This is a genomic window from Sphingopyxis sp. SCN 67-31, from assembly GCF_001725095.1.
Window position 1 is genome coordinate 14,650 of sequence record NZ_MEFH01000017.1, and the last position, 23,612, is coordinate 38,261.

Genomic DNA, 23,612 nt, shown 5'->3' on the forward strand with positions numbered 1-23,612 from the left:
ACAGCATGAATAGTGACAGACAGCTACCCCGACTGCCCTATGACGAGCCGGACTCCGATCCGGCGACGCGGGCGTTCAACCGGCTAGAAGGCGAAATGGCGATGATGCGCCGTGCGGTCGAACATCTCGCAACCGAGAAATCAGAGATCGACATTCCCGATTACAGCAAGACGCTGGGCGAGATGGCGAACCGGCTTGTCTCCATCGAGCGCCAGCCCGCCATGCAGATGACTCCGGAAGACTTCGAGGCGCGGATGACGGCGGCGGCGGCACGAGCGCGACGCGACGACGAGGTCTTGATTGTGGCTGCGAAGCGGGAGCGTGGCGAGGCAATCCGCGATCTGCGGGCGATCATCGGCACGGCCAACTCCATCTACGAGCAAAAAAGACTTCGTTGGTGGTATGTCGGCGGCGGCTTGCTCGCCGGGTGCCTCCTGTGGTCGGTGCTTCCCGGATTTGTCGCGCGCACCCTTCCGACAAGCTGGCACCTGCCGGAACGCATCGCCGCGCGCACCGTTCGTGAGCCGACCCTATGGGAAGCGGGGACTCGGATCATGCACGCTGATAGTCCGGCGGCGTGGCAGGCCATCGCCGAGGCCGCCGACATGCGCCGTGACAACCGCGAGGTGATCGACGCTTGCTTGCAGCGGGCCACCAAGGTCAGGCAGCCGGTGCGGTGCACGATTAGAGTGAGGAACCGGCAACTTTGAGCATATCGCGCGGGGCAGCCCGACGAAGCCTGCTGTCAGCAAACGACCGATAACGGCTTTCCGACAACAAAATCTCGTTGCGCAAAAGCTGCTGTTCGTGACAGCATCGGTGGATGCTAAAACTGCACTTTGCTCCCCTTACTCGCTCCGTCAGAATCAGATGGTTCTTGGAAGAGTTGGGGCTCGAATACGAGTTATTACGTTCAGAGTATAATCGAGACGGTAGCAGGGGATTCGCCCAGAATACCCCGTCAGGCCAATACCCATACATTGAAGACGGCGATGTCGCTCTTTCAGAGTCGGGGGCGATCGTCCAATATCTCTTGGAGCGGTATGGAAATGGGCAGCTCGAGCCGCCTATCGGATCAAAGGATCGTGCCGCCTATCTCTACTGGCTGCATTTTGCAGAAGGCACAGCCGCCAATGCCATCAATACGACCGTTTGGTTGACAGTCTACCGGGATGATGCGGATCGACATCAGGAAATCATCAGCGCGGTGCGTGACAGCGCAAACACGGTGTTTAACAAGATTGAAGCAGCCCTCGCTACCCAGCCATATATTACCGGAAACGATTTTTCGGCTGCTGACATCATGATGGGCTTTACACTGGGGTCCGCGAAGTGGCTTCAACTGCTCACCGATGCGCATCCCAAAACGCTTGAGTATGTTGACAGATTATTCGCCCGCCCGGCGTTGCAAAAGTCGCTTAGCTAAATTCGGCAATTTGGCTGCCTTGGTCTGCGATTGGCGATAATTCGACAGTCCAGATTTTACCATTTCCGGTGAGACGTGAGCCAAATAGTTGAGCATCATTCGCTATCCGAACGGCCAGTGGCCTAAAATAAGATTTGAAGCAGCGCTGTTTCCGTCCCGTTGCGTTCCGAATCATATCATTTCGGCCCACGGGAAATGTGGGAACGCCTGTGGTGTCAGGTTTGGGCAATTTTGAAGTTTTCACGTAAAATCAACGCGATAAACCGCTTGACTGGTGACCCCTACGGAAAACCCAAGTGTGTCAAACGGCGTTCAAACGGGACCCCCGATCGGCGTCGAAGAGGGAGCCCCTTTTCGGATATGATGTTGGTTTGTTGAGGTGAGCCTAGCGCTGCGTGCGGCGGAGGGCGGGCGTAGCCCGACCGGAGACGCGCGCAGCGCAAGATAGATTTTAAAGCGGCCGAACCGGGCGGCAATTTGCGGTTTTTGAAGCGCCAGCTGTCGTTGCCGGTCTCGACGATATCGCAATGGTGGGTGACGCGGTCGAGCAGGGCCGTGGTCATTTTGGGGTGGCCGAACACGGTAGGCCATTCGCCGAAGGCGAGGTTCGTAGTGATGATGACGCTGGTACGCTCATAAAGCTTGCTGATGAGGTGGAACAGCAACTGTCCTCCCGAGCGCGCAAAGGGCAGATATCCAAGCTCATCGAGCACCACCAGGTCGAGCCGCGATAGCTGTGCCGCCAGGGTCCCGCCCTTGCTGATCCGGGTCTCCTCTTCGAGGCGTGTCACCATTTAGGGCCAAGTAGCCCTATACGCGTCCGCTATCCGGCCGGAAGCACCCCAAAAAAGAGCTGGCTTCGGCGAAGCCAGCTCGAGTCAGGATGAACAGGTCTGCGAGAGCGCCGACATCATGATCGGCCCCATAGCTAGAATTTCGCCTTGATCGATGCGTAGAAGGAGCGCCCGATCACGTCGTAAGTCGCAGCATCGGTCGTCAGCGGCGAAGCGCTGATGAACGGCGGCGCCTTGTCGGTCAGATTCGTCACACCCAATCCGAAGGAGAAGCGCTTGTCGATATCGAAGTCCGCGTTGAGATCGAGATAATTGTAAGCCGGAACCCCGGGGGTCGCCGAGGCCGGATTGGCAACTACGTCCGAATGGACCATCGCCGAGATATGCCGCCACAGAAGTGACAGGCTGAAATCATCGTTTGAATAGGTGATGCGGGTGTTGATCTTCCACTCGGGATGCGAAATCCCGCCGCCGACACCGCCGAACCCGGCGCTTCCGGCATAGTTGAGCGTGGGTGATCCCAGAAGGCCCGCCACCTTGTACTGGCGCAGGTAGGATGCGGTCGTGCTGAATTCGAGCGCGCCCGCCGACGGCGACATCCCGAGCGCTTCGAGCCCGAAACCCCAAGTGAACTGGGTATCGATGCCTGCGACCGTGTAGGTGGCGAAGTTGAAGAGCCCCTGCTGGCCCAACGCAATCTGCCCGGTCAGAGGATCGCGCGAAATGCGCTGACAATAGGCGTTGTTCACCGAATAGGATGGATTGCTCGCGCCATCCGAATTGAAACAGCGCGGCAGGATATCCGAAAGCAGCAGCGATCCGATCGCGTCCTTGATCCGGATATTGTAATAATCCACCGACAGGCTGACCTTGTCGAACAGCTTGCTGTCGAAACGCGGTGTCAACACCACCCCGAACGAATAGGTCTTGGCCCGCTCCGGCGTCAGATTGACGTTACTGCCATCCTGCCCGGCGACGGTTGAAATGCCATAGGTATAGGTCGGATAGATCGCCGCGGGAACGCCCTGTGCCTGGCACAGCGCCTGCACCTGGCTCGCGCTCCCCCCGGTGCGATAGATGCTGCCGACCGCGCAGGGATCGCCCGCATTCGGGCCCGTCCCGATCGGCAGCTGCGCGACCGACGTCGGCCCGAACAGATTGCCGAGGCTGGGCGCGCGGATCGCGACAGAATAGCTGCCGCGCACGAACACCGGCTCGACGGGACGCCAGCTCAGATCGGCCTTGTAGGTGTGCTGCCCCCCGAACAGGCTATAATCCGAATAGCGATAGCCGAGGTTTGCTGTGAGTTCCTGGAAGAAGGGCGTATCCCTGAGGATCGGCACGAGCAATTCGGCGAAAACCTCGCTGACCTTCTGCTTCCCCGACGCCGCGCTCACAAATCCGTAGCCGATCGAATCGTTGGTCGAGAGTGTCGAATCGGGAAGATAATCGAACGAAGTCTGGCGGTTCCCGGCACCGAGCGCGAAGCTCAGATCACCCGCCGGAAGAGTGAAAAGAGGGCCCTGGATCGTCGCCTCGACGATCCTTTGCGACTGGTCGTTCACGTTGATGTTCGTGCGACCAACATATTCGAGGCAGCCCGGGCTGAGCGGATCGAGACCGAGCGGATTCCAAGCATAGCCGCGGCAGGTGCCAGCGGGGCCGCTGTAGTTGGCGGTCCCGTTGAGTACGCTCGTGACGGCCGCGAGGCTGATATCACCCGCCATCACGTTGACGAATTTCGACTTTCCGTAGGATCCGTAGACATTCCATTGCAACGAGGTGCCCGGAATTTCGCCTTTCAGGCCCAATACGGCTTGCCAGACGTCATTGTCGAAGGACGACAGGCGGTTGCCGAGCGTGGTCAGCGCCTTGGTGACGATGATATTTCCGGTCGGGGTTGGCGTGATCGAATTCAGAATGGCGCGCAGATCGGCGTTGCCCGTCAGGAAGGGATTGTTCTGGGGCACCAGCAAGGGTGCCGACGGTTTCGACGAGCCGGGCCCGGTCCGGCTGAAGGCTTCCGAACGCAGATAGCCGAATTGGGCATAGCCGGTAATTTCGGGGCTGAATTCATAGGTCAGCCGCGCAAAGGCATTGTAGCGTTTCAGCGGGACCTGGACGGCGAAATATTGGCCGAGTGCGATCTGGACCTGGCGGCAGTTGCTGCTGATGTTGAGGCCCACGACGCCCTGGTTGAGGCCGCGATAGTTCTGGACGCAATTGGTTCCGGCAAGGTCGGTGAATATCGTGCCGTCGCCATTGACCCCGATCGCCCCGTTATAGAGGCCGCTGCCGGAAATCGGCGTAGTTCCGGCATATCGCGCCAGAACGGCGTTGACGGCAGCGATCGTCGGCGCGCCGCCGCCATAGTTTCCGGCCGCGATAATGCCTTCCGGAGGGCGGGCAAGCTGCCGGATATTGGCGAAAAAGGGCCGGGCGCTGCCGATCACCGCCCCGCGTTCTGCATATTCCACGGCAAAGAGGAAATTGCCGCGGTCCTCGGCGAAATCCGCACCGAAGGCAGCGCTCACGCTGGTGGTATCGCCGTCGCCTTGGTCGGTAATCCCCTTTTTCGCGGACAGTTCGAGGCCGTCCAGATTTGTGCGCAGCTTGAAATTGGTAACCCCGGCGACCGCATCCGATCCATAGGTCGCCGACGCGCCGCCGGTGATCACCTCGACCGACCCGATCAGCGACGATGGAATGGTGTTGAGATCGATGGCGCCATCGGGGCTCGACGGCATGAGCCGGCGACCATCGAGCAAAACGAGCGAGCGGTTCGGGCCGAGCCCGCGCAGGTCGCTGTAGGACTGGCCGCCGCCAAAGCCGATGGTGCCCTGCGTGTCGCCGACCTCGGCGGCGCCTTGCCCACCCGCAAATTGCGGCAACTGTCCGATCACCTTGTCGAGCGAAGGCTGCCCCGTCGCGGAAAGTTCGCTTTCGCCGACGGTGGAAATCGGGCTAGAAGACCGCGCATCGCGGCGCGCGATCAGCGAGCCCGTTACGATAATTTCCGCATTGCCTGCCGCATCGGATGTTTCCGCACCTTCGACGGCGGTCGCGTCGACCTCCTGAGCGCGAGCGGTACCGGCCGGGACACCGATCAGGCCGGCGACGCATCCCGCGAGCGTCACGCTCGAAAGGCGGACGGCGGGAACGCGCGACACCGCGACCTTCGCCATCATCGCGATCGCAATCGATCCGCTACTGCTTTGCGAATAGGCCCATAGCTTCCGGGCGCGCACCTTGCCTGCCATAAATCCTCCCCTGACCGGTCTTGCCGATCACTTGTTGCGGACCCGATTCTTCGAGCCTCTTTTCCCACATTAGGCACGCAAGCTGTCACCAAGCTGTCGCCGCCCGACATGCAGGGAATCATGTCATAGCATTGATTTTACTAAATTTATTTGAAACGAACATGGCCACACGCGGTCCAAGCGACAAGGCGACCAGAAATCGCATCGCCTGCAACGACATCACGAGCGGCGTGTCGCTGTGCGTCGACACCGCGATGATCGCGATCGAATCGAGCCCGCCGGGACTGGTAGCGAGATAGGCTGTGACCGGATCGATGCCGAGTTGCCAGACCAGAAGGCCGCCCAGCCCGGCGCACATGGCGACCAGCACCAGCGAGGAAAGAATGATCCATGGCAGGCTGCGCGCCGCGCTGGCTACCACGTCGCGGCTGAACGTCAGGCCGATGCGCCAGCCGATGAAGGCGTAGGCGGCGGCGAGGAGCGGAGCCGGGGTTGCCAACGCCGCGCCCGACCACCAGTTCCACGCCGTGCCGATGACAATCGCGCTGATCATCGGCCCCGCCGGGATACGCAGTACCAGGCCGGCGACAACGCTCGCCAGCACGACCAGTAGGGTGACACCCAGCGCCGCGAGATCGAATCCTTGCCACAGCGCCACCGACCTGTCCGGAGCGGTATGGCCGTCGCCTACAAACACCAGCAGAACGGACGCCACAACGACGACGGTCAGGACGCGCATATAGGTAATAACCGCAACCAGACGCGCGTCGGCGCCATAGGCGTCGGCTAGAATCACCATCGGCGCCGCCCCGCCGGGGGCCGATCCCCAGATCGCGGCAGTGCCCGGCACCGCGCCCGACCGCATCAGGAGATAGCCGAGTACAAAACTCGCGGCAAAGACAGCGAAGGTCACGCCGACGAAGACGGGCCAGTCGTTCGCCAGCGTCGCCAGCAACCCCGGCTCGAAATAGCGCGCGATCAGACAGCCGATGACCGCCTGCGACGCGAGGAAGCAGGGGCGCGGCACGGTTACCGTCTTGCCTCGCATCGCAAGGACGATGCCGGCAAGCATCGGGCCGAGCAGCATGGCCGCCGGAACGGCAAGCAGTTCCAGCAATCCGGTCAGCGCGATCGAGAGTGCGAGCAGCGCGGCCCAGCGGGTCAGCGGAGGCCGCGGATATTGCTTCCCGGCCGCCTCGTCCGTGCCGTCATCCACCTGCAGCGACGAACGGGAACGCGCCGGTCAGGATCGCGGCGAAGAAAAAGACGACGCATGAGCCAAGCGCCCATTTGAGAGTGAAGCGCTGATGCTCGCCAAGCTCGATTCCGACGAAGCTCACGAGGAGGAAGGTCGAGGCGACGAGCGGGCTCAACAGATGCACCTGCTGCCCGACCAGCGAGGCGCGCCCCATCTCGACAGGACTGATGCCGTAATGCGTCCCCGTTTCGGCAAGGATGGGTACGATGCCGTAGTAAAAGGCGTCGTTGGAAATGAAGAAGGTAAAGGGCGCACTCAGCACGGCGGTGATCGGCGCCAGATAGGGACCCATGCTTTCCGGCACCGCGTGGGTCACCGTAGCGGCCATCGCATCGACCATTTGCGTCCCCGAAAGGATGCCGGTGAAGATGCCGGCGGCAAAGACCAGCCCGCCCACCGCGAGCGCGTTGCCCGCATGAGCCGACAACCGTTCGCGCTGTTCGTCGAGCGACGGGAAGTTGAGCATCATCGCGAGCGCAAAGGCGAGCATGAAGAGGACGGCTAGCGGCATGACGCCCATGACCAGCATTACCAGGAGCCCGAACGTGAGCGCGAGATTGAACCAGAAGAGCCGTGGACGCCGGGCCTCGACATGGCTTTCGACGTCGGCTGCGAGGATTTCGGATGCGGTCGCATCTTCGTCGATCGCATCGACCGGCAGCTTCGCCAGCCTGTCGCGTTCCTTCAGTCCGAAACGATAGGCGACGAACACAACCCAGGCCGCGGTCGCGATCATCGACGGGATCAGCGGCAGGAATATGTCGCTGACGTCGACATGGAGCGCGCTCGCAACCCGCGCCGTGGGGCCGCCCCACGGCAGCACATTCATCACCCCGCCCGCCATGATCACGACGCAGGCGAGCATCCGGACGTCCATTTTCATATGACGATAGACGGGCAGCATTGCCGCGGTGGTGATCATGTAGGTCGTCGCGCCGTCCCCATCGAGCGATACCATCAGCGCAAGCAGCGCGGAACCGATCATGATGCGGACGGGGTCGCCGTGTACGATGCGGACGATCGCACGGATTAACGGGTCGAAGACGCCGACATCGATCATCAGCCCGAAATAAAGGATCGCAAAGACCAGCATGACACCGGTCGGGGCGAGTTGCTTCACGCCGTTCATCATCATCGTGCCGAGGTCGGTCTGATAGGCCCCGAACAACAGAAATCCGACCAGCGCGAAAGAAACCGGCACGACAATCAGCGCGACAATGGCGGAAAGACGCTTGGTCATGATCAGCGTCATGAAGACGCTGACCATCGCGAAGGCGTAGAGAGACAACATGGTCCTGATCAGCCGAGTGGTGCCGCAGCCGGAGGCCGGACAAGGCCCCCCGCGCTTCGGCGGGCCGGCAAAGATGCCGGCATGTCCGCGCCTTGATGGATAGCCACAAATCCTCCCTCATTGCTGTTCCTGTTCCGGAACCTTGCACACCAACTAGCTCAGGGACCTTTCACCAAGCTGTCAGCGTCTGGCGGGAAAATAATCGTAAGCCGCAAACCGCGATCACCCGGACCGCCGTCGAGCCCGAGGTCAAGGCCGAGAGTCTCGGCGATCGAGTGGGCGATCGACAATCCCAATCCGCTGCCATCGTTCCCGGCGTGCGGGTTCAGCCGAATGAAGCGTTCAAAGACCTTTTCGCGATCTTCGGGCGGAATGCCGGGCCCGTCGTCCTCAACCCGGATCGCGGCGGGTCGCTCATCGACAATCACGCTGACCTGCCCGCCCGGCCGGTTATAGCGAATGGCATTGTCGACGATGTTGACGAGCATTTCCGTCGCCAGCGCCGTGTTGGTCCGGACCTCGACCGCGCGCTGCGGCGCGCCGAGATGCAGTCGAATCTGCCTTGCGCTCGCGACGGCCTCCTGCCCGCTCACGACATCGGCCGCTAACCGGCGAAGATCGGCCGGCTCAAGGATCACCCGTTCGGGATGTCCGCTATCAACGCGCGCCAGTGACAGCAGCTGGTTCAGCAAATGGCTGAGCCGGGCTCCTGCATCGTCGATATCTTCGATCGACCCTTTCGCTTCGGCGCTTCCCGGCTTCGCCCGCTTGAGGACCGCGACATGGGTGCGCAGGACCGACAGCGGTGTACGCATCTGGTGCGATGCATCGGCGGTAAACCGGCGAATGCCCGCAAATCCGCTGTCGAGCCGGGCGAGCATGGTGTTGAATGCACTGACCAGATCGCCGAGTTCGCCCGGAACGCCGGCAGCCGAAAGCGGGGTCAGGTCCTCCGCACCGCGTCGATCCATTTCGGCCTGCAAACGCTTCAGCGGAGCAAGGCCGCGACGCACGGCGATCGGCATCAGCATGGCTGCGGTAGCAATGAGCGCGAGCTCCAGCACCGCGAGCCCGACCAGCAGTCCACGCGCCATACGCTTGCGCGCATCGAGCGTTTCGGCGACCTGAACGACGATCGGCTCGCTGACCTGCGGCACGATCCGGGTAACCGCCACGATACGGACTTCATGTCCCAGGTATCGACTTTCGGCGAAAGTAAACTCCTCCTGCCGCGCCGGGTCGATCCGGATCTGGGGCAGGTCCGTATAGCCGGTCAGGATTTCGCGCCCCCGCCGGACGCTGTAATAGACATTGTCGCGCGCGTTATTCTCCAGCATTCCGAATACGGCAGGTGAAAGATCGAGGGTGATTTCGCCATCGTCGCTGCCCAGCGAGTCGGCTATGCCGCGTGATGCCGCGCTCAATATCCGGTCGTTAACGGCGCCGACCGTGCGGGTAATCGCAAAAGAACCGGCGACCCCGAGGACCAGCGCCAGCATCGCAACCGGCAGGACCAGCCATCCGAGCATCCGGCCCGTCAACGACCCTTCCCGCGGCCGGGCTGACTTCAACGCGGTTCGATCACATAGCCGAGGCCACGGATTGTCCGGATTGCAGGACCATCGGGCTCGAGCTTGCGGCGAAGGCGCGCGACATAAACCTCGATCGCGTTCGGTGACACGGGTTCATCGTAACCGAACACCTCCGCGCTCAACCTTTCCTTTGGCACGACCTTGCCCGTCTGCGCCGAGAGGCGTTCGAGGACGGCCCATTCGCGGCGCCGCAAATCGAGCGTCCGTCCGTCGACCGCCGCGATACGACGAGCAGGATCGATGGTCAGCCGGCCGATCGTCGTCAGCGGCGACGCCTCGCCCGCCGCGCGGCGCAGCAGCGCGCGAACGCGAGCCTCGAGTTCGCCCGCATCGAAGGGCTTCAGCAAATAATCGTCGGCGCCATGGTCCAGCCCCGCGATGCGGTCCTCGATCGCATCGCGCGCGGTCAGGACCAGTACGGGAACCTTGGATTCGCCGCGCCGGATCGCATTCAGGACGTCGAGGCCGGAAATGTCCGGCAGTCCGATGTCGAGCACCACCAGCGCATAGGGTTCCTCGCGGACGACCATCATCGCGGTTTCGCCGTCCTCGGCAACATCGACCGAATGCCCCGCGCTCCTCAGCAGTGCGGAAACACCGCGCGCGAGGGGCGGATCATCTTCGACAAGCAATATCCTCGCCATCGCTTCAATCTGGCGAAACTCGGCATATTGGTCCACAGGAGATTTAAAGGGAGAGTGACGTGCGAAGGGGAAAGCCCCGATGAAATCACGCGGCATCGTCCGTTGCCTCGGGCTCTGGGTCGGAATTTTTGGGCTTTCGGGTGGCTGTTCCCCGGACACCGACTATGCCGCGCGGGTTCCCGCGGGCTACGACGTTTCTTACGCGAACCTTGTCGAGGACGGCACGAAGGAAGGCCGGCTTGTCATCTGGTCGACGACCGACCGGAAGGTCATGCGCGATCTCCTGTCTGCATTCGAACGCGCCTATCCCGGGATAACGACCGACTATCACGATCTGTCCGCCCGCGATGTCCGCGACCGGTTTCTGGACGAAGAAAAGGCCGGGCGCGGAAATCCCGACCTCCTCCTTTCGTCGTCGATGGACATGCAGATCAAGCTCGTGAACGACGGCTATGCCCAGTCCTATGACTCGCCCGAAAAGGGAAATCTGCCCGATTGGGCGAACTGGAAGAATCAAGCCTGGGGCGTTACCGCCGAACCGGTTGTCATGGTCTACAACAAGGCGCTGCTGTCGCCCGAGCGTGTCCCGCGCAACCATATGGACTTCGTCCGGTTGCTCGAACAGCGCGACACGGAATTGCAGGGACGTATCGCGACCTATGATCCCGCTTCATCGTCGGTCGGCTATCTCTGTCTGTCGCAGGACAATGCCACCAGCGGTCACGTCTGGCAGATGGCTCATGGCCTTGGCGCCAACCGGGCCCGTTTTTTTTCGACTAGCGAAGAGGTGATCAAGGATGTTTCGAGCGGACGGTCGGTGATCGGCTATAATGTCCTCGGATCCTATGCCTTGGACGAGGCGGCTCGCAATCCCGAGCTGGGGGTCGTGTTCCCCGCCGACTACACGCTGGTCATGTCGCGGATCGCCATGATCCCGACCACGTCCGGCCATCCCAACGCCGCGCGGTTGTTTCTGGATTTTCTGTTGTCCGCCAAGGGCCAGGTGCTGCTTACCCGCCATGCGATGCCCTCGGTGCGCAGCGACGTGGAGCGGCCGATGGAACTGCGCGGCACCACGGCACCGATGCGAGCAATACGCGTAGGTCCTGAACTGCTCATCGCGCAGGACAAGCTGACCCGTAACCGATTCATGAAACAGTGGAATCGCGAAATTGAGGCCGGCGCAGCATCAAGCAAGCAGATTGGTCCAACAGGGTGATAGCGGACAACCTCACGGAGCGCTTTGGGCGCATTCTACCACCGATCAATCGGCCTTCTTCTTAGCCTGTAGGCAATACTTGCCGAGGCGTGCGCCAAAGCGGAGCCGCTCGCCTCCGGTAGACTCGGGCAAATCGCCCCAACGTTCAAATAGCCACTTCCAGCGAATTATAATACTGGTGTCTCCGGGAACCCGGGACCACCTTTATTATAGCCCGGCCGGTGTCGGGTTGCAGGTTGTCATTTACGAAGTCGAGAATGCCGATGAGCGACCCATGACGGTGGCGTGGACCTCGCCGCGCTTTGCGCCGGAATGCGCCCTGCAACGACCATATTTGCCACGCGGACGTCGTTGGAATCGATCTCGGCTATGGTGGGGCAAGCGTGCATGGCATTCGCACACGAGCAACCGAATACAGCGGCTAGCAACAGGCGAAATGCTGGTCCTGACGTGACCCCTGTCTTTCATCCAGCTGCAACCAGAGACCGAGGGGTGTTGTCGCGCATAAGCGCAGGTGAAGCAACGGGCGGGGCTAGGCTGCTGAACCGTCTTCGGGGCGCTGCACTGCAATTCGGCCTACGGACGGGCATTTGGTCAACCACGGTGCGTCGAGGGCGGGAGCGCAAGGCACTCCCGCCCTCTCGGCTTGCCGTCAGAACTTCACGCGAGCGGTAAAGCGCGCGTTGATCGGCGCGCCGGGCGTGATGTTATTGTTGTTGTGCGCGTCGGAGAAGTAGCTCTCGTCGAGCAAATTCTCGACGTTGACCTGGAACTCGATCCGCTCGTTCGCCTTGAAGAACAGCGCGGCGTCCACGCGGGTAAAGGCGGGCAAGCGGGTGGTCGTTGCCGATGTCCGGATTGCCGCGAACTGGCTCGACTGATGGATCACGCCGATACCCGCGCCAACGCTGCTGTTGAAGTCATAGCGATTCCACAAGGCGAACTGGTGCTTCGGCACCTGCGCCAGCCGCACGAAACCGTTCCCGCGAAGCTGCGCATCCTGATAGGTATAGCCACCGCTCACTTGCCAATTGGGCGTGATCCGGCCGGTCAACGCCAGTTCGACGCCTTTGGTCCGCGTCTCGCCGACGTTGATCGTCGCGGTGACGTTGTTCGGATCGGGAGTCGTCGCATTGGTCCGATCGAGCTGGAACAGCGCGAGCGTGACATTGAGATCGGGCCGGATGTCCCACTTGGCGCCGACCTCATAATTGGTGAACCTTTCGGGTGCGAGATTCTGCTGCGTCGCCGACATCGTCAGGAACTGGTCGCCCGAGCGCGGCAGGAAGGACCGGCTGTAGCTGCCATAGACCGAGATATTGTCACGTGGCTTCAGGATCAGACCGACGCGCGGGGAAACCTTCTCGTCAGTGCGCGCGAAGGGTCGCGGCGTGCCGACCAGATCGGTGCCCTTGATCTCGAACCGGTCGTAGCGAAGGCCGACCACCAGATCGACATGCGCTCCAAAGCTGATCTGGTCCTGTGCATAGGCCGAGAAGAACTGCACGTCGGACTCGGTGTTCCGGGCGAGCGCGCCAAAGGTGACCGTCGGATAGACGATATTGGCGAGGTTGAGCGTGCTGCTCGATAGCGTTCCGTTCCGGCGCTGGTTGGTGGAATCCTGATCGCCATATTCGAGGCCGAGCAGGATCTTGTTGCCGATCGATCCGAAGTTCACGTCCCACACCAGATTGCTCTGCGCGATGAAGTTCTGCCGCGTCGTCGGATCGGTATAGCTGGACAGTGCGACGGTGCCCGTCTGGCCGGTGGCGGCGCCATTGGCGAAAACATTGGTGTAATATTTGTCATAGTCGCCATAGAGCAGTGTGGTCGACCAGTTCAGGTTTTCCGCGAGTTCGCCATCGAGCCGCGCCTTGACGATATGCGCCTCGAGTCCAGCGCGATTGACACCCGGGACGCCAATGAATGTGTCCCGATAGCCGGTGATCGGGCGGTTCGGCTGGCCCGCCGCAGTGGCGATCGAAGGTACACCGCGGTCGGTGACGCGATCGTCGTTCACATATTCGTACGAGAGGCCGAGCTGCCACTGCCCTAGGTTGACCGCGAAATAGGGATTGATCGCATAGCGCTCGCCCTCGAAGAAATCGCGGTGATTGTCGAGGCTCTCATAATTGGCGTTGAGGCGGAAAGCGGCATTGCCGCTGATCGGCGCATTGATGTCCGCCGTCACGTCCCACGCGCCGAAGGTGTTGACGCTCGCCGAGCCGCCGATCGCCAGCGCCTCTGCGGAAGGCGTCTTCTGCACGCGATTGATGATGCCGCCGCTGCCGCCGCGGCCGAAAATCAGCGCGAAGGGGCCCTTGAGGACCTCGATGCGCTCGATGTTGTACAGGCCGCGATAATATTGCACGTCGTCGCGCACGCCATCGAGGAAGAAGTCGGCGGTCGTATTCTGGCCGCGCAGGGTAATCTGGTCGCGGTTTCCTTCACCCTGGCCGATGGTGGTTCCCGGCACGTAGCGCAGGACGTCGGCGATGCTGTGCTGTGCCTGATCGTCCAGCCGCTCGCGCGTTACCACCGAGATGGTCTGCGGCACGTCGATGAGCGGCGTGTCGGTCTTGGTCGCAGTGACGGAGTTTTCCGCGAAATAGCCGTCGGCTTTGCCGGTGACGATGATCGTGCGGCTGTCGTCCGATTCGGCTTCGGCCGCCGTCGCGGCGGTTGGAAACGCAAGCAAGGCAGCCGACAATAGCAATTTGGATTTCATGAAATTCCCCCTGAGAGCAGCGATGATCGCGGGCCCCTACAGATAATGCGATTGATTTGCAATATTAAGCAGCAGTGAGGAAAATGTGGTGCGCTGATGGCTAAAAAAGGCGGCGGCGGACTACCCCGATCGTCATCGTCCAGGGGCAGGATTTCACGCTTTCATGATGGTAGAGGCTCCTAGGGGGCATCCCCTCACCGCGCTTCTGCTCGAGGAGATAGCCCCAGACTGCGACCGGCGAGCCGACGACGCTCTGACGTGCTCTCGGACATTTCGGCGAACTTCCCGTCAACAATTATCGACGTCGGCTTTCAAACGCTTGCAGGTTAGCGTCCGCGCTCGTGGTGTAATTTCCGGTGTAGGCGATGGTGTATTCCGGGGTGGGGCATGCCCCACCCCGGAATGCGGCGTCGCTGGTGGCCACCGGGTTCATCGTTATGGTGGAGTTTGCACACTTCAACCGTGACGAAGAGGAGTTCCCGATGACCGAGGACAGATTACTGATCGAAGAGCTGGCTGCACCGGATTTTTTGCGCACCATCGCCGAGAACGTGCTGCAGCTGATCATGGAGGCCGACGTTGATGGCCTGATCGGCGCGGGTCGCCACGAACGCAGCAGCGAGCGCGCGACCTGGCGCAACGGCTATCGCGACCGTTCGCTGGATACCCGGGTAGGCACGCTGAACCTGAAAATCCCCAAGCTGCGTGCTGGGTCCTATTTTCCGGGCTTCCTTGAGCCCCGCAAGATGGTCGAGAAAGCGCTGGTTGCGGTGATCCAGGAAGCGTGGATCGGCGGGGTCAGCACCCGGCGGGTCGATGAACTCGTCCAGGCCATGGGCATGACCGGCATCTCCAAGTCCACCGTCTCCAAGCTTTGCAAGGACATTGACGAGCGCGTCCATGCCTTTCTGAAACGCCCGCTCACCGGCGAATGGCCGTATCTCTGGCTCGATGCCACCTATCTCAAGGTACGCGAAGGCGGGCGGATCATCAGCGTTGCCGCAATAATCGCCATGGCCGTCAACACCGAGGGCCGGCGCGAGATCGTCGGCCTGCATATCGGCCCCTCGCGGCCCCTCGGAAGCGGAGGTCTTCTGGTCCGACTTCCTGAAGGACCTTGTTCGGCGCGGTCTTACCGGCGTGAAGCTGGTCATCTCCGATGCTCACGAGGGCCTCAAGGGCGCGATCACCCGCGTCATGGGCGCCACCTGGCAGCGCTGCCGGGTGCACTTCATGCGCAATGCCCTGTCCTATGTGCCCAAGGGCCAGAACACTGTCGTCGCCGCCGCGATCCGCCAGGTCTTCCTGCAGCCCGATCAGAAAAGCGCAACGCAGGTCTGGCGACAGGTCGCCGACCAGTTGCGCACCCGTTGGCCCAAGCTCGGCGCCTGCATGGACGAGGCCGAAACCGACGTGCTCGCCTACACCGGCTTCCCCACCCAGCACCGCACGAAGTTACACTCAACCAATCCGCTCGAGCGGCTCAACAAGGAGGTCAAGCGCCGCGCCGACGTCGTCGGAATCTTCCCGAACGAAGACAGCATCATCCGCCTCGTCGGGGCTGTGCTGATGGAGCAGAACGACGAGTGGCAGCTCCAGCACCGATACATGCAGATCGAAGGCATGGCCGAACTCAACCAACCCATGATCGAGGAGGAAAATCAGCCCCTACACATCACCGCCAAAGCCGCCTGACGATGGCCCACGGCCACAGCCGAAATTACACCACCTTGACGGACGCGACCCGCTTGCAGGGTAAGTCAGAAAGGCAAGGATCAAGCGAAGGCAGCCGATCCTCCGGTCGGCGGGAGTGCTCAAATGGCTACTTCCAGGGAGTTATAACATAAGTGTCCCCGCGAACGCGGGAATGACAGGATTGGGAGAGACCCGACCTCCCTTCCCCCTCGAGGCGGCGTCAGGCCGGAACCGTGCTTTCGTCGAAGAACAGCACCTGCGAGATGGCGGCGCGCAGCGTCGCGGGCTGATAGGGCTTGGTGAGCAGGAAGGCGGGCTCGGGCCTGTCGCCGGTCAGCAGCCGTTCGGGAAAGGCGGTGATGAAGATGACCGGCACGTTCATCCCGGTGAGGATTTCCTGCACCGCCTCGATCCCCGAACTGTTGTCGGCGAGTTGGATGTCGGCGAGCACGAGGCCGGGGCGGTGCTCCTGCGCCTCGGCCACCGCCTCGGCATGGGTGGTCGCGACCGCGACGACTTCGTGTCCCAGGTCGCGCACGATCATCTCGATATCCATCGCGATGATCGGCTCGTCCTCGATGATCAGGATGCGCGCGCGGGTCTGGCGATCGATCTCTTCCATCGCGTCGGCGATCAGCGCCTCGACCGCGGCGGTATCGCGGCCGATGATCCGGCCGGTTTCAGCGGTGCTGAAACCCTCGACCGCGGTGAGCAGCAGCGCCTGCCGCGCAAGCGAGGGAATCCGGCTGAGGCGCGCGTCGGCGATCGCCAGATCGGACGCGGTATCGGGATCGGGTGCGGCCGCCTGTTCGGCGGCGAGCCCGAAATTGTCATGGACCATGCGATAGAGCTGGATTCGCAGCTCGCCCGCGGGATCGACCGCATCGGGATGCGCGACGAGCGATTCGAGCAGCCCCGCGACCAGCGCGTCGCCGGCCTGCTGGCTTCCCGAAATCGCCCGGCCATAGCGTCTCAGATAGGGAAGATGCGGTGCGATAGCCTGGCCCAGCGACATAGAGTATCTCCTGTAGCGGGCTGAAACCCGCAGAAAAGCGGGCGAACAGCGCAAAATGACGCCGTCCGCCGAATTATTTCACCACATGGGAACGATTTAGCCCTAATTTGGTTTCCAAGGGAAGGAAAACGCGCCATTGCAGTTTGATGAACGCGCGGTTAGCAAAAGGCCCCATGTCCAGCGGATGCATCGACAATGTCGTCTGAACCCGGCGTAGCGCCCAAGAAAACGGCCGGGAAAGACACCGGAAGGAAAATCCCCAGGAAAGCGCAGGACGTGAACATCGCCCTGCGCCGGGCTTATGAGTCCGCGGTCGACGAAACGATTCCGCAATCGATGATGGACCTGCTCGACAAGCTCGACTGACAGCGGCCGCGCCGCAGTCCCCATTTGACCACCTTATAGCATTTGGTCCCCGACTTTCGCCGGGGACCGTGCCTGATTCAAGAATATATGCTCTCGGCTTATGCCGTTCCGTTCCGATCGGGCAAGCGTCGGAAGGCGCTCATTTCACCGTGCGGCCGGTCACGGATTTCAACACTTTCAGCGTGTCGTTATAGCGGTCGGCACTCGTCCGGCTGCCCAGCACCGCGACGTGGTAGCGGCGCCCGTCGACACTGACCTCGGTCAGCAGACAGGAGTGGGCGCTGCGATTGGAGCCGGTCTTGATCCCGGTGACTCCCGGACGGCCGAGCAGTTCGTTGGTGTTGTGCCAAGCGACGCGGCGTTCGGCACCCGACGCGGTCCGCGCGATGGTTTCATGCTCGCGCGTGCCGACCACCTGTCGCACCAGCGGATTCGCCATCGCGGCCCGGGCGAGGATCAACTGGTCGCGCGCGCTGCTCGTTCGGCGATCGGGATCGAGCGCATCGCCGAAGGCCGAACTGTAGCGCGTCTGGGTCATGCCGAGCGCCCGCGCTTTCCGATTCATCGCCGCGACGAAGGCCTTGTAGGCCGAGGCGGGAGTCGCTTCCACTCCCGCCGCCACCATCGGCGCACCGAAATGAATCGCCAGCATATATCCGGCGTCGTTCCCCGACGGCAGCATCAGGCCGTAAAGCGCCTCACGCACGCTGATCCGTTCCCCGGCGGCAAGCCCGGTCTTGGTCCCGCCGATCGCCACCGCGCGTTCGGCAAAGCTCAGTTCCTCGTCGAGAATGGCGGGCTGCGCGGCGGCCATTTCGGTGACGACGAGCAGCGTCATCAGCTTGGTGACGCTCGCGATGTTCGAGGGCCGCTCCAGCTCATGCGACGCCAGCACCTCGCCCGTTTCGGCATCGGCGACCGCCCAGGCCGCGGCGGTCACGCCCTCGACGGCAGCCGCTTCGGCGGCATGGGCGGTCGCCGGGGCGAGCAGCGGACCGCTGGCCGCGACGAGCGCCGCCATTATCACCGGCCGACAGGCGAAGCGGATTACCGTGCGAATATCCATGATTCTTCTCCCTCTCGATTTTCTATTCGACCGCGGCCGCGTTGCCGCGCGAGCCATAGGATTGCCCCGGCGCATCGCCGCCCCAGGCGATCAGCGCCAGATCGTCGAGCAGCGCCCGCGACGCCCCCTCTATGCGCAGCAGCGGCCGCAGCGGCTGCGCGGGCGTTTCCGCGCCGCGATCGAACTCGAAGCGGAACGGCTGCCAGCCGCCGGCCGCGATCCGCTGCGTTCCGGCGGACTGCCGCGGCGCATTGGCCAGCGCGCTGGTGCGCCCGCTGCCCTTGCGCTGTTCCTGGACCAGCAGTTCGAGCGTCGCCGGCGCGTCGAGCTTGACCCAGCCGGTGAAGGTCAGCCGGCGTTCGGCGACGGGCCGAAAGAAGACCTTGGGTCCGACCGTCGCGGCACCCGCACCGGGGACCGACACGGCGAGCGCGGCACGGCCCGCATGGGCGTCGCGATCGAAATCGATCGCCCCGCCCTCGACGCTCCAGCTCCGATCGCGGGCGTCCCCGAAGCGCACCGCCTCGAAATCGCCGCGCGCCAGCAGGTCGTGGCCGGCCGCGACCGCATCGCCGCGACAGGCCGCTTCGGGCCGGTAAAGGTCGTAGCGAAAGACGTTGAGGCCGCTGCCGGCATCGGCGGCGCAGCGCTGCGGCGGTGCGAGCGGCGCCGAAGGCTGGATGACGCCGTGCCCCCCGACGATCCCGATCCGCGTCCCGCGTTCGGCCGACAGGTCGATGATCCGGCCGAGCACCGCCTGACGCATCCCGCCGACCGCCGGGACCGGGCGATAGTCGAGGATCTGGATCGGGACCATTTCGGCGCGGAACAGCCGGTCGCCGTCCATCCAGACGCGGAGCGCGAAGCTGGCATGCGTTTCGGGGAAACTCTGGTCGAAGAGAAAATTGCCGAGCGAATAGGCGATCAGGCGCCCCTTGTAGAGTTCGAGACCGTGCGCGACGTGCGGATGATGCGAGACGACGAGCGCGGCGCCGGAATCGATCGCCAGCTTCATCCGCCGCTCGCTGATCGCGGTCGGACGGGCGCTATATTCGGTGCTGCCGTGATATTGGACGATCGGCGTGCGCCCCGCGGCGACCTCTCCGCGCACCGCCGCCTCGATATTGGCGTCGCTACCCAGCGCGGCACCCCCCTTGCCGCTTTCGGCGACCTGGTTGGGCTCGACATTGCCTTTCCAGCCGACGAAGCCGAGCATCGACCAGGCGCGCCCGCCGACCGAGAGGCGCGCGGCCTTCAGCGCCTCCGCCTCGTCGCGGCCGGCGCCCGACCAGGGCATCCGCACCGCATCGAGCGCGGCAAGCGTCGAGGCAAGGCCGGGTTCGACATAGTCATAGACATGATTGTTGCCGAGCGTGACATAGTCGATACCCGCATCGACCAGCGCCCGCGCGGCGTCGCTGTGCGTGTAGAAGACGACCGACTTGCCCGGCGAATTGCCAAGGTCGCGCGTCGCCAGCACGGTTTCGAGATTGACCGAAGCCAGATCGGCGCCGGTGAAATAGGGCTTCATCGGATCGAGCAGCCGCGCCATGTCGGCGGCGCGGTTCGCCTCGCGGATCACCGTCGGCTCGCCATCCAGCGGCGCCTCGAAGCGGCGCCCCATCATCACGTCGCCGCCGAAGAACATCTCGATACGCCCCGGCGCGCGGGACACCGCCTCGACCGCCGGCAGGATGATGTTGCCATCGCCCGCGGCGACCTCGCTCGCCGCGAAGGTGGAGACGGCATCGAAGATGGCGGGCCCCTTCACGGTCAGCCGGTAGAGATCGGCTTCACCGATCCGGCCCGACAGGCTGCCGTCCGGCGCGATGCCGACAGGATCGCCGTTGACGCGGACGTCGAGCGCCGCCAGATCGCCGACGCCGCCGACGATCCGCACCTGTCCCTTGACCGTCTGCGTAACGGGCGCGGCGGTTGCCGCCGCCGGTGCGGCGACGGACGCCGTGCAATGGCTTGCGCCGAACGCCGCGATCAGGGCGAGGGCCGCCGATGCCAGAAACCGCATATGTCTTCCTTTCGCAGGGGATCAATGATGAAGCGCGAGGTCGATCGTGCGCGCGACGCCGTCGCGGCGGTGATCGGCCGCGCCCTCGAAACGGCCGTCGCGGATCAGGACGCCGTGCAGCCCCGAATCCTCGCCCGACCCGGCGCGCACCGCGACGCCGCGCGCCGCCATCGCCGCGCGCAGCGCGGGCGCGAAACGGCTTTCCTCTCCGGCAAAACCGGGCCCGCGCGCGACGAGATTGGGCAGCGCGAACGCCTGGTCGAGCGGCAGATGCCAGTCGATCGCGCCGATCAGCGCCTTCGACACATAAGCGAGGATCGCATTGCCGCCCGGCGAACCGATCGCGCCCGCAAGCCGGCGGTCGCGGTCGAGGATGATCGTCGGGGTCATCGACGAACGCGGCCGCTTGCCCGGCGCGATGGCATTGGGGCCGCTGGGCACGAAAGAGAAATCGGTCATCTGGTTGTTGAGGAAGAAGCCGTCGACCATGCGGCCCGAACCGAAGAAGCTTTCGACCGTCGTCGTCATCGACACCGCATTGCCGTCGCCGTCGACGATCACGAAATGCGAGGTGCCAGGAACCTCGGCCGTCGCATCGATGCGCATCGCCGCTGCCCCCGGCGGATGCCCCGCCTCCGGCGCGGGGCCGGCACGGTCGCCGATCAGCGCCGCGCGCGCCGCGACATAGGCGGGATCGAGCAGCCCCCGGACGGGCACGTTCGCAACGTCGCCGACATAGGCGTCGCGATCGGCATACATCAGCCGGCTCGCCTCGGCATATTTCACCCACGCCACCGGGTCGCCGGGGCCGCGCGCGGCGATGTCGGTACGCTCGACCATCGCCATCAGCTGGAGCAGGCCCACCCCGCTCGAGGGCGGCGGCGGCACGCAGAGGACATAGACACGGTAGTTGCCGCACAGCGCCTGCCGCACGACGGGCCTGTAGGCGGCGAGGTCGGCCTCGGTCATGCTGCCGGCGAGCGTGCCCTCGTGCAGCCGCGCGACGATGCGCCGCGCGGTCTCGCCGCGATAGAGGGCATTCGGACCTTCCACCGCCAGACGGTGGACGAACGCCGCATAGGCGGGATTCTTCAGCGTATCGCCAGCGCGGACCTTGCCGCCGTGCCCGTCGCGGAAATAGCGCAGGACGTCGGGAGCGCCCGCCTGCGGATAGGGGCCGTGGACGAAGCGTTCGAGCCGCTTCGTCACCGTGAAGCCTTCGCGCGCGACCCGCTCTGTCCCGCCGAACAGATCGGACCAGCCCAGCTTTCCGCGCGCCTTCTGCGCCATCGCGAGCATCGCGACCGCGCCGGGAACGCCGGTGGCGCGGCCGCTGAGCACGGCGGTCTGGAACGGAAGCGGCTTGCCGCCATCGTCCAGGAACATGTCGGGCGTGGCACCGGCAGGTGCGACCTCGCGCCCGTCATAGACGGTGACCGCCTTCGTCGCCGCGTCGTAATGGACCATGAAGGCGCCGCCGCCGAGCCCCGAGCTTTGCGGTTCGACGAGCCCGAGCATCGCCTGGACGGCAACCGCTGCGTCGACCGCATTGCCGCCGCGCCGCAGCACGTCGAGGCCGGCCTCGACCGCGAGCGGGTGGGCAGCCGCCACGAACGCCTGCCGCGCCGCCTGCTCGCCCGCCGGCGATGCCGCCGATTGCGGCGGCGGCGACGCGGGCGCACAGGCCGCGAGCAGCGCCGCGGCGGCGAGAATCGAGCCGCGGATCATGGTGCCGAAAACGGCGCCGATCGGGCGGCGAAAGGGCATGATCGGCCTCATTCGTCGTCGGCGGAAAGATATTCGCGCACGTCCATTTCCTTTTCCCAGCGTGCGACGGCGGTGGCGATCGACAGGTCGGAGGTGACGTTGGGGATGGTGCGGATCATGTCGAGGATGCGGTCGAAGGGCAGGACGAAGCCGACGACGATCGCGGTCTGCTCCGGCGTGATGCCGATCGCATGAAGCACGGCCGCGAGCACGAAAAGCGAGCCCGAGGGCACCGGCGCGACCCCCATCGCGACGATCGTCGTCGTGCCGGCGATGACGAGATAATCGGCGAGGCTCAGATCGACGCCGAATGCCTGCGCGGCGAAAAGCGTCAGCATCGCGACATACATGGCGGCGCCGTCCATGCCGATGGTGGCGCCGAGCGGCAGCACGGTCGAGGCGACCGGGGGCGATACGCCCAGGTTGCGTTCGGCGACGCGAATCGCGACAGGCAGCGTCGCGCTGCTCGACGAGGTCGAAAAGCCGACCATGATCGCATCGGCGATGCCGCGAAAGAAAGGTAGGGGCGGCAGCCAGGCGAGCAGCCGCACGACGATGCCGCCATGGATGACCAGCGTCACGATCGCCGATCCCACGACGACGCAGAGGCCGAGCTTGAGCACCGCGAGGAAGCTCGTCGGGCCCGTCGTGCCCATCACCACCGCGATCAGCGCGAAAACGCCGAAGGGCGCGGTTTCCATTACGAAGCCGACGATGCGTAGCATCACCTCCGCACCGCCCGCGAGCAGGTTGCGCACCGGTTCGGCCTCCTTGCCCGCGGCGATGACCCCCGCACCGACAAGGACGGCGAAGAAGATCACCGACAGCGTGGAGCCGTTCGCCATCGCGCCGATCGGATTGTCGGGCACGATCTCCATGAACATGCGCGCCGTGTCCTGCGGCTCGGCGACGACGCGCGGAACCGCGCCGGCAAAACTCGCCCCCGCCCCCGGCGCGATCAGCGTCGCAACGATAAGGCCGGTCATCACCGCAAGCGCGGTGGTGAAGACATACATGCCGAGCGTTTTCACCCCGATGCTGCCGAGGCGCTTGGGATCGGCGAGCGCGGCGACGCCCGAAGCAATGGTCAGGAAGACGAGCGGAATGACCAGCATGCGGATCAACCGCACGAAAAGTTCGCCGATCCACGCGATCGAGGTCGCGTCCTCACCCCAGACGAGCCCGAGGATCGCGCCGAGGACGAGTGCGGCGAGGATGCGCTTCCACAGAGCGACGCCGAACCACCAGCCGCAGGCGCGGCGCAGCACCCCGGGCGATGCCTCCGTCGGTCGGGGGGCCGGCTGCGAAGTTTCCGTCATCTGTTCCATCCTTTGCGGCCCGCTCCCTTCATGGTCGTGCCGAGCGACCTCTTGTCATACCCTGTCACAAGTTCCCACCGTTCCCGCCCCAGTGGATCGGCGGGAACGGTGGGTCGGCGTCCTTATCCGGCCGCTCTGTCCTCGTT

The 23,612-nt window shown here is 63.8% G+C and carries 15 protein-coding genes and 2 pseudogenes; 5 read left to right on the top strand and 12 right to left on the bottom strand.

The features are described 5' to 3' along the window. The first annotated feature begins 5 nt into the window (after positions 1-5). Positions 6-710, top strand: coding sequence for a DUF6118 family protein (locus tag ABS88_RS02825; RefSeq protein ID WP_058815462.1), 705 nt, complete (start codon positions 6-8; stop codon positions 708-710). A gap of 113 nt (positions 711-823) precedes the next feature. Continuing rightward, positions 824-1,426, top strand: a complete 603-nt coding sequence (locus ABS88_RS02830) for a glutathione S-transferase family protein (protein WP_137889384.1) — start codon at positions 824-826, stop codon at positions 1,424-1,426. 479 nt (positions 1,427-1,905) lie between these two features. Here ABS88_RS02830 and ABS88_RS02835 read toward each other — a convergent pair. The 6 genes and pseudogenes from ABS88_RS02835 to ABS88_RS02860 all read right to left on the bottom strand — a co-directional run. After that, positions 1,906-2,220, bottom strand: a pseudogene (locus ABS88_RS02835) (ATP-binding protein); the annotation flags it as partial. A 134-nt stretch (positions 2,221-2,354) separates the two neighbouring features. Further along, positions 2,355-5,480, bottom strand: a complete 3,126-nt coding sequence (locus ABS88_RS02840) for a TonB-dependent receptor domain-containing protein (RefSeq protein WP_058815464.1) — start codon at positions 5,478-5,480, stop codon at positions 2,355-2,357. A 118-nt stretch (positions 5,481-5,598) separates the two neighbouring features. Further along, positions 5,599-6,696, bottom strand: coding sequence for an AbrB family transcriptional regulator (locus tag ABS88_RS02845; RefSeq protein WP_058815465.1), 1,098 nt, complete (start codon positions 6,694-6,696; stop codon positions 5,599-5,601). Then, on the bottom strand, positions 6,689-8,029 hold the full coding sequence (locus ABS88_RS02850; RefSeq protein WP_058815466.1) for a CitMHS family transporter: 1,341 nt from the start codon (positions 8,027-8,029) through the stop codon (positions 6,689-6,691). Before ABS88_RS02850 ends, ABS88_RS02845 begins: the two co-directional genes overlap by 8 nt. A 158-nt stretch (positions 8,030-8,187) precedes the next feature. Next, positions 8,188-9,570, bottom strand: a complete 1,383-nt coding sequence (locus ABS88_RS02855) for a sensor histidine kinase (protein WP_137889389.1) — start codon at positions 9,568-9,570, stop codon at positions 8,188-8,190. Positions 9,571-9,596: 26 nt separating this feature from the next. Further along, positions 9,597-10,265 (bottom strand): response regulator transcription factor, encoded by a 669-nt coding sequence (locus ABS88_RS02860; protein WP_058815843.1) that lies wholly within the window; start codon positions 10,263-10,265, stop codon positions 9,597-9,599. 79 nt (positions 10,266-10,344) lie between these two features. Between ABS88_RS02860 and ABS88_RS02865 the strand changes: the two genes are divergently transcribed. Further along, a complete protein-coding gene (locus ABS88_RS02865) occupies positions 10,345-11,484 on the top strand; it encodes an ABC transporter substrate-binding protein (protein ID WP_058815468.1) in 1,140 nt (379 codons plus the stop codon). A 652-nt stretch (positions 11,485-12,136) separates the two neighbouring features. On the opposite strand, the gene ABS88_RS02870 is transcribed toward ABS88_RS02865, so the two are convergent. Beyond that, a complete protein-coding gene (locus tag ABS88_RS02870; RefSeq protein ID WP_058815469.1) occupies positions 12,137-14,212 on the bottom strand; it encodes a TonB-dependent receptor in 2,076 nt (691 codons plus the stop codon). A gap of 482 nt (positions 14,213-14,694) precedes the next feature. Here ABS88_RS02870 and ABS88_RS02875 point away from each other — a divergent pair. Then, positions 14,695-15,907 (top strand): annotated as a pseudogene (locus ABS88_RS02875) (IS256-like element ISSpma2 family transposase). 220 nt (positions 15,908-16,127) lie between these two features. Here ABS88_RS02875 and ABS88_RS02880 read toward each other — a convergent pair. Beyond that, positions 16,128-16,922 carry a response regulator gene (locus ABS88_RS02880; RefSeq protein WP_076073938.1) on the bottom strand — a complete coding sequence of 265 codons (795 nt, stop codon included), beginning with the start codon at positions 16,920-16,922 and terminating at the stop codon, positions 16,128-16,130. Positions 16,923-17,117: 195 nt separating this feature from the next. Between ABS88_RS02880 and ABS88_RS02885 the strand changes: the two genes are divergently transcribed. Then, on the top strand, positions 17,118-17,288 hold the full coding sequence (locus tag ABS88_RS02885) for a NepR family anti-sigma factor (protein WP_156483023.1): 171 nt from the start codon (positions 17,118-17,120) through the stop codon (positions 17,286-17,288). A gap of 139 nt (positions 17,289-17,427) precedes the next feature. On the opposite strand, the gene ABS88_RS02890 is transcribed toward ABS88_RS02885, so the two are convergent. The 4 genes from ABS88_RS02890 to ABS88_RS02905 are packed head-to-tail and all read right to left on the bottom strand — an operon-like array spanning position 17,428 to position 23,466. After that, positions 17,428-18,354, bottom strand: a complete 927-nt coding sequence (locus ABS88_RS02890; RefSeq protein WP_286749022.1) for a D-alanyl-D-alanine carboxypeptidase family protein — start codon at positions 18,352-18,354, stop codon at positions 17,428-17,430. Positions 18,355-18,376: 22 nt separating this feature from the next. After that, complete coding sequence (locus ABS88_RS02895; protein ID WP_104959314.1) at positions 18,377-20,380, bottom strand: CapA family protein; 2,004 nt, start codon at positions 20,378-20,380, stop codon at positions 18,377-18,379. Between the two features lie 21 nt (positions 20,381-20,401). Next, positions 20,402-22,147 carry a gamma-glutamyltransferase family protein gene (locus tag ABS88_RS02900; RefSeq protein WP_286749023.1) on the bottom strand — a complete coding sequence of 582 codons (1,746 nt, stop codon included), beginning with the start codon at positions 22,145-22,147 and terminating at the stop codon, positions 20,402-20,404. Positions 22,148-22,155: 8 nt separating this feature from the next. Continuing rightward, positions 22,156-23,466 carry a dicarboxylate/amino acid:cation symporter gene (locus ABS88_RS02905; RefSeq protein WP_083675189.1) on the bottom strand — a complete coding sequence of 437 codons (1,311 nt, stop codon included), beginning with the start codon at positions 23,464-23,466 and terminating at the stop codon, positions 22,156-22,158. Positions 23,467-23,612 lie beyond the last annotated feature (146 nt).

What these genes read in the sequence shown, in the direction of transcription:
- ABS88_RS02825 (WP_058815462.1), top strand. Translation starts at nt 6, where the DNA reads ATGAATAGTGACAGACAGCTACCCCGACTGCCCTATGACGAGCCGGAC.
- ABS88_RS02830 (WP_137889384.1), top strand. Translation starts at nt 824, where the DNA reads ATGCTAAAACTGCACTTTGCTCCCCTTACTCGCTCCGTCAGAATCAGA.
- ABS88_RS02840 (WP_058815464.1), bottom strand. Translation starts at nt 5,480, where the DNA reads ATGGCAGGCAAGGTGCGCGCCCGGAAGCTATGGGCCTATTCGCAAAGC.
- ABS88_RS02850 (WP_058815466.1), bottom strand. Translation starts at nt 8,029, where the DNA reads ATGTTGTCTCTCTACGCCTTCGCGATGGTCAGCGTCTTCATGACGCTG.
- ABS88_RS02860 (WP_058815843.1), bottom strand. Translation starts at nt 10,265, where the DNA reads ATGGCGAGGATATTGCTTGTCGAAGATGATCCGCCCCTCGCGCGCGGT.
- ABS88_RS02865 (WP_058815468.1), top strand. Translation starts at nt 10,345, where the DNA reads ATGAAATCACGCGGCATCGTCCGTTGCCTCGGGCTCTGGGTCGGAATT.
- ABS88_RS02870 (WP_058815469.1), bottom strand. Translation starts at nt 14,212, where the DNA reads ATGAAATCCAAATTGCTATTGTCGGCTGCCTTGCTTGCGTTTCCAACC.
- ABS88_RS02880 (WP_076073938.1), bottom strand. Translation starts at nt 16,922, where the DNA reads ATGTCGCTGGGCCAGGCTATCGCACCGCATCTTCCCTATCTGAGACGC.
- ABS88_RS02885 (WP_156483023.1), top strand. Translation starts at nt 17,118, where the DNA reads ATGTCGTCTGAACCCGGCGTAGCGCCCAAGAAAACGGCCGGGAAAGAC.
- ABS88_RS02890 (WP_286749022.1), bottom strand. Translation starts at nt 18,354, where the DNA reads ATGGATATTCGCACGGTAATCCGCTTCGCCTGTCGGCCGGTGATAATG.
- ABS88_RS02895 (WP_104959314.1), bottom strand. Translation starts at nt 20,380, where the DNA reads ATGCGGTTTCTGGCATCGGCGGCCCTCGCCCTGATCGCGGCGTTCGGC.
- ABS88_RS02900 (WP_286749023.1), bottom strand. Translation starts at nt 22,147, where the DNA reads ATGCCCTTTCGCCGCCCGATCGGCGCCGTTTTCGGCACCATGATCCGC.
- ABS88_RS02905 (WP_083675189.1), bottom strand. Translation starts at nt 23,466, where the DNA reads ATGACGGAAACTTCGCAGCCGGCCCCCCGACCGACGGAGGCATCGCCC.